This is a genomic window from Phenylobacterium sp. (assembly GCF_024508875.1).
Taxonomy (GTDB): domain Bacteria; phylum Pseudomonadota; class Alphaproteobacteria; order Caulobacterales; family Caulobacteraceae; genus Phenylobacterium.
Map to the genome: position 1 here is coordinate 1 of NZ_JANINU010000149.1, position 5,816 is coordinate 5,816.

The 5,816-nt window shown below is 71.0% G+C and carries 6 protein-coding genes; 2 read left to right on the top strand and 4 right to left on the bottom strand.

The window, feature by feature from the left end:
* The first annotated feature begins 28 nt into the window (after positions 1-28).
* Complete coding sequence (locus Q0L11_RS12325) at positions 29-955, top strand: alpha/beta hydrolase (RefSeq protein WP_296597598.1); 927 nt, start codon at positions 29-31, stop codon at positions 953-955.
* A gap of 32 nt (positions 956-987) precedes the next feature.
* On the opposite strand, the gene chrA is transcribed toward Q0L11_RS12325, so the two are convergent.
* Positions 988-2,193 carry a chromate efflux transporter gene (gene chrA / locus Q0L11_RS12330; protein ID WP_296597599.1) on the bottom strand — a complete coding sequence of 402 codons (1,206 nt, stop codon included), beginning with the start codon at positions 2,191-2,193 and terminating at the stop codon, positions 988-990.
* Between the two features lie 238 nt (positions 2,194-2,431).
* On the opposite strand from chrA, the gene Q0L11_RS12335 reads away from it, so the two are divergent.
* Positions 2,432-3,514: a Zn-dependent alcohol dehydrogenase gene (locus tag Q0L11_RS12335; protein ID WP_296597600.1), complete on the top strand. Its 1,083-nt coding sequence runs from the start codon at positions 2,432-2,434 to the stop codon at positions 3,512-3,514.
* Between the two features lie 73 nt (positions 3,515-3,587).
* Here Q0L11_RS12335 and Q0L11_RS12340 read toward each other — a convergent pair whose 3' ends face one another.
* From Q0L11_RS12340 to arsC, 3 genes are all read right to left on the bottom strand, one after another.
* Positions 3,588-3,929: a cytochrome c gene (locus tag Q0L11_RS12340; RefSeq protein WP_296597601.1), complete on the bottom strand. Its 342-nt coding sequence runs from the start codon at positions 3,927-3,929 to the stop codon at positions 3,588-3,590.
* Between the two features lie 65 nt (positions 3,930-3,994).
* Positions 3,995-5,320 (bottom strand): M23 family metallopeptidase, encoded by a 1,326-nt coding sequence (locus Q0L11_RS12345; protein ID WP_296597602.1) that lies wholly within the window; start codon positions 5,318-5,320, stop codon positions 3,995-3,997.
* A 126-nt stretch (positions 5,321-5,446) separates the two neighbouring features.
* On the bottom strand, positions 5,447-5,816 hold a 370-nt coding region (arsC, locus tag Q0L11_RS12350; RefSeq protein WP_367183405.1), incomplete at its 5' end, for an arsenate reductase (glutaredoxin).

Here is a 5,816-nt window from a genome sequence, read left to right on the forward strand (position 1 = left end):
GACACTGTGCTGAAGTCGGAGGTCGGGCGTGGCGAGGAAGCGTCCCAAAGGCGTGCTTGCGATGGGGTGGGCGGCGATCGAGGCCGCCGCCAAAGGGCGGACCGAGCACGCCCCGACGTCGGCTGACTATCCCGAGGACGTGGTCCGCCGCACCAGCTTCATCGCCGGCGGGGGCCACGGCTGGCGCATCTCAGCGCTGGAGACGCCGCGTGCGATCCCGGCGCCCTGGAAGATCGTTGTCATCACCGGCGCCCCGTCCTGGGCCGAGTACTGGGCCGAGACCCTGGCCGAGCTGCCGCAGGACCGGCAGATGATCGTGGTCGACCGGCCCGGCTACGCCGCCTCCGAGCCCCTGCACCCGGTGACCGACATCCGCGTCCAGGCCGAGGCGCTGGCGCCCGTGCTGAGGGCGGCGCCGGGGCAGAAGGTGCTGCTGGTGGGCCAGAGCTACGGCGCGGCCATAGCCTCGATCATGGCCGAACAGAATCCCGGCAAGGTGGCCGGCCTCGTTCTGTTGTCCGGTTTCTTCGGCGAGGCAGGGCCGACGGCCCGCTGGCTGCTCGACCTGGGCGGCAAGGCGCTGAAGATGATCCCGAAGGACCTGCGCCACGCGGTGATCGAGGTGACGGGCCAGAAGCCGCAACTGCGCCACGCCAAGCGGGCTCTGGCGAAGCTCAACATCCCGATCCACATGATCCACGGCGACCAGGACGATTTCGCGCCGGTCGAGGTGGCCGAGAAGCTGGCCGAGGAGACGCTGACGCGCCGGCCGATCCGGGTGGTGCGGACCGAGGGCGCCAACCACTTCCTGAACGATGGGCCGACCGAGACGCTGATCACCGCCCTGGAAGCCTGCATCCCGCAGAAGAGCGCCGGCTGGACGTTCCGCTGGCCGAAGATGCCGCAGCTCTGGCCGGTCCGGCTGGGCAAGGCCGCGCCACTGCAGGCGGGGTAGCGTTCGGTTCCGCCGGCTGTACGTATGCGCGCCTATCCCAGCAGCAGCCCCGTCGCGGCGGCGAAGCCGATGACCACCAGCCAAGGCGGCAGCTTGGCCACCTGCAGGAAGATGAAGGCCGCGCCGACCAGGGCCCAGTCGGCGGGGCGGCGGACGGTCTCCATCAGCACGGGGTCCCAGAGCGCGGCGGCCAGGACGCCAACGACCGTGGCGCCCACGCCGGCGACGGCGCCGCGGGCCCAGCCCTGGCGCTTGAGCCGGTCCCAGAACGGCAGCACGCCGGTGATCAGCAGCAGGCTGGGCAGGAAGATGGAGAAGAGGGCGATGAGGCCGCCGGCGATCCCTCCGGGTCCGTACTTCTGGGCCGCGCCGACGAAGCCGGCGAAGCTGAACAATGGGCCGGGCAGGGCCTGCATCACGCCGTAGCCCATCAGGAAGGTGTCGGGATCAAGCCAGCGGCGGTCGACGATCTCGCGCTGCATAAGCGGCAGCACCACGTGGCCGCCGCCGAAGACCAGCGAGCCGATCCGGTAGAAGACGCTGGCCATGCCGAGGCCGGGGTTCTGCAGCAGGTTGGCGAGGATCGGCAGGCCGACCAGCAGCAGGACGAAGAGACCGAGGGCGAACAGGGCGCTGGGGCGGTCCACCATCTCGACCGCGTCGTCGGGCGCGAGCTCGGCCGGAACGTCGCGCAGCAGGGCAAGGCCGAAGAGGCCGCCGGCCAGCAGTGCGCCGACCTGAGCCACCGGGCTTTGCGCCACGATCAGGCCGAGACAGGCGCCGATGGCCATGCCGGCGCGCACCGGGCCCAACGCGAGCCGGCGCGCCATGTCGACCACCGCCTGGAGCACGACGGCGGCCGCGGCGATCTTGAGCCCGTGGATCCAGCCGCCCCCCGAGTACGCGGAGAGGCGCGGCGCGAAGGCGGCGAAAGCGATCATCGCCACGGCGGCAGGCAGGGTGAACCCCGCGAAGGCGGCGAGGGCGCCTGCGAGTCCCGCCTGGCGCAGGCCGATGGCCATGCCCATCTGGCTGGACGCTGGGCCCGGCAGGAAATGGCAGAGCGCCACGAGGTCGGCGAACGCCCCCTCCGAAAGCCAGCCCCGCTTCTCGACGAAGTCCTTGCGGAAGTAGCCCAGGTGCGCGGCGGGGCCGCCGAACGCGGTCAGGCCCTGCTTCAGGAACGCCAGGAACACGTCGAACGCGGAGACGGCCTTTGCGGGCTGGGCGGCATCCATCGGGCTTAGAGCCCGTCTCAGTCGGCCTGAGTCAAGCCGACTGGGATACAAGGGCTCGATCTCTTTTGATTTGGACGCCTTCTTATCCGCTGCCGGCGGCCTATCCGGAGCGGGAAGGCTTCCGGAGGGTCGGGTGCGCGCGCCATGTCGACCGGTTTCGCCAATAAGGACTTTCCAGGCTCATCTGAACGGCGATAAGGCTTGCCCCAACGATTGTTTGAGGAAGGGGAATGACGCCATGAAGGCCGCCGTGCTGCGCGAAGTGGGCAAGCCGCTTCAGATCGAGGATGTGAACATCTCCAAGCCCGGCCCGCGCGAGGTGCTGATCCGCACCGCCGCCGCCGGCGTCTGCCACTCGGACCTGCACTTCATCGAGGGCAAGTATCCCCACCCCATGCCCGCCGTTCTGGGCCATGAGAGCGCCGGGATCGTCGAGGCGGTCGGCTCGGAAGTGCGTAGCGTGAAGCCGGGCGATCACGTGATCACCTGCCTCTCGGCCTTCTGCGGCCACTGCGACCACTGCGTCACCGGCCACATGGCCCGCTGCGTCTCGCCCGAGACCAAGCGCCGCGAAGAAGATGAGCCCCGGCTGAGCGCGCCGAACGGCCCGATGCTGCAGTACCTGAACCTCTCGTCGTTCGCCGAGAAGATGCTGATCCACGAGAACGCCTGCGTGGCGATCCGCAAGGACATGCCGCTGGACCGCGCCGCCCTGATCGGCTGCGGCGTGATGACCGGCGTGGGCGCGGTGTTCCACACCTCGAACGTGCGCCCCGGCGACACGGTGGCGGTCATCGGCTGCGGCGGCGTGGGCCTGGCGGCGGTGAACGGCGCGGCGATGGCCGGCGCCGGCCGGATCATCGCCATCGACATGGCGCCGGGTAAGGAAAACCTGGCCAAGTCTATGGGCGCGACGGACTTCGTGCTGGGCGGCCCGGACGCGGTGAAGACCGTGCTGGAGATGACGCGCGGCGGCGTGCAGCACAGCTTCGAGGCCATCGGCCTGGCCGCGACCGCCGAGCAGGCGTTCAACATGCTGGCGCGCGGCGGCACGGCCAACGTCATCGGCATGATCCCGGTGGGCCAGACCATCAGCCTGATGGGCGCCGCCTTCCTGGGCGAGAAGCGCATCCAGGGCTCGCTGATGGGTTCGAACCGCTTCCCGGTCGACATGCCGCGCCTGGTCGACGCCTACATGGCCGGCAAGCTGCACCTGGACGACATGATCAGCCGCCGGATCAAGCTGGAGCAAGTCAACGAGGCCTTCGAGGAAATGAAGACCGGCGCGGTCGCCCGCTCGGTCATCGTCTTCGACGCCTGATCCGCGAACAGCGCCCATTGCGGAACGCCCGGCCTCGCGCCGGGCGTTTTCGTTTGCGGTCGGGATCGCCGGATCAGGACGGCTGCCGCGACTGGATCGACTTCAGGTACAGGATCACCGACTGGGCGTCGTCAGGGCCGAAGCGGAACTCGGGCATCAGGGGATGTCCGGTCAGCAGGCCCTCGGCAAGGGCTTCGGACAGCGCCTCGGGCGCGTAGCGGCGGTTGAGCTCGCGGAACGGCGGGGCGGCCGGCTCGCGGCTGTCGCCGGTGGGCTCAACCGCGTGGCAGCGGGCGCAATGCCGCCGGGCCAGGTCCTGCCCGCGCGCGGCCGAGGCCTCACCGGCGCCGGCCGGCGTCGCGGCGGCGAGGCTGGCAGCGCAGGTCGCCAGGAGGAACAGGGCGCGAGGCGGCATCGCGGCACCGTATCCAGCGCCGGGCGGCGCGCATTGCGCAAGGTCAAACGAGCCAGGCGGCGGGATCAGCGATCGGCGGCGGCCAGCGCGACCTTGCCGGCGGGGCCCTTGGCGAGCAGGCGCTCGACGCGGCCCTTCTGCGCCTGGAACCGCCGCAGCTCGGCGCCCGCCAGCACCGTGCCCTGCGGGACCTTGGCGCCGACCGGGTTCACGCGCCGCCCGCGCTGCCAGACCTCGTAGTGCAGGTGCGGGCCGGTGGAGAGGCCGGTCGTTCCGACATAGGCCACCACTTGGCCCTGGCGCACCTTCATGCCCGGGCGGAGCCCCTTGGCGTAGCGGGAGAGGTGGGCGTAGCCGGTGTCCCAGCCGCCCGAATGGCGGATTTGAAGCCAGTTGCCATAGCCGCCCCAGCGTCCGGCCTTCACGACCACGCCGTCGCCGGCGGCCAGGACGGGCGTGCCGCTGCCGGCGCCGAAGTCCACGCCCTGGTGGGCTCGCGCATAGCCCAGGATCGGATGGCGCCGCTTGCCGAAGCCGGACGTCAGCCGGGCGCCGTCCACGGGCGTGCGGAGCAGGAAGCCGCGGATGTTCTTGCCGGTCTCGTCGAAGTATTCCGCCTGGCCGTCGTCGCGCTCGAAGCGGAAGAACTTCACGCCGTGCAGCTCGGCGTACTCCAGATCGCCTGTCTCGATCGTCCGGCCGCTCTCGGTGACCCTGCGGTCGAAGACGAGGCGGAAATCGTCGCCAGGCTGGATGTCGCGCTGGAAGTCCAGCTTGTGGGCGAACAGCTTGGCGACCTGGGCGGTAATGGCGGGCGTGGCGCCCAGGCGCTGGGCGCTCTCGTACAGCGAGCCCTGGATCTCGCCGTCGGCCACGGTGGTCTCGTCGGCGACCTTCTCCTCCAGCGCGCGCAAGCGCAGGGCGCCGTCGAAGGTGCGGGACAGGGTGACGGCGGTGGCCGGACCGGTCCGCAGCGACAGGCCGATCAGGCGGGCGGCGCGGTCGCCGCCGGCCGGCTGGGCGACTGCGGCGTCGAAGGCCATGCCGGCCTTGATGTGCACCGTATCCATGGCGCGGGCGAGGGTCTCGACCGCCTGCTCGGCCTCGGCGGCGGTGACGCCCGCGCGCTCGACGGCGTCCTGCAGGGTCTCGCCGGAGCGGACCTGCACACTGACGCTGCGCGGCCGCGCGTAGCCCGGGCGAGCTTCGGACTGGGTGAAGGCCGCATGCTGCAGCGCGGCCGCGGCCTCCGGCGCGAGGGCGACCTCGGGCTTGCGGGCGAGCTGCGCCGCAACCTGCCAGCCGCCCGCGACGGCGCAGATGGCGACGGCCGCGCCGGTCAGCAGCGGGACAAGTCGGACGGGCAGCCTGCGGGCCTGGAAAATCTGCATCGCACCCCCGGTATCCACCGATGCGCGGCCCCGGACGCCCAGGGCCGGGTAAGCGCCCCCCGGCGCCCCAGCAGTCGAAGATCACGATGACCGGAACGTGGCGCGACCGCGCCCGGTCGAACTGTCTCAGATGAGACCGAGCACCAACTCGGCGGGACGGCACAGCGCCGCACCCTTCGGCGTGACGACGATAGGGCGATTCACCAGGATCGGGTCGATGATCATGGCCGCGATCAGCGCGTCGTCCGAGGCGCCCGGATCGGTCAGGCCCAGCTCGTCGGCCTTGGTGCCGTTGACGCGCAGGATGTCGTGGGCGCCGGCGCCCATGCGCTTGAGGATGTCCTGCAACTGGTCGCGGGTCCAGCCGGCCTTCAGGTACTCGACGACCGTCGGCTCGAGACCCTTCTCGCGCAGCAGCGCCAGGGTGTTGCGCGAGGTGCCGCAGTTGGGGTTGTGGTAGATCGTGACGTCGCTCATGGCGCCCCGATAAACCCTC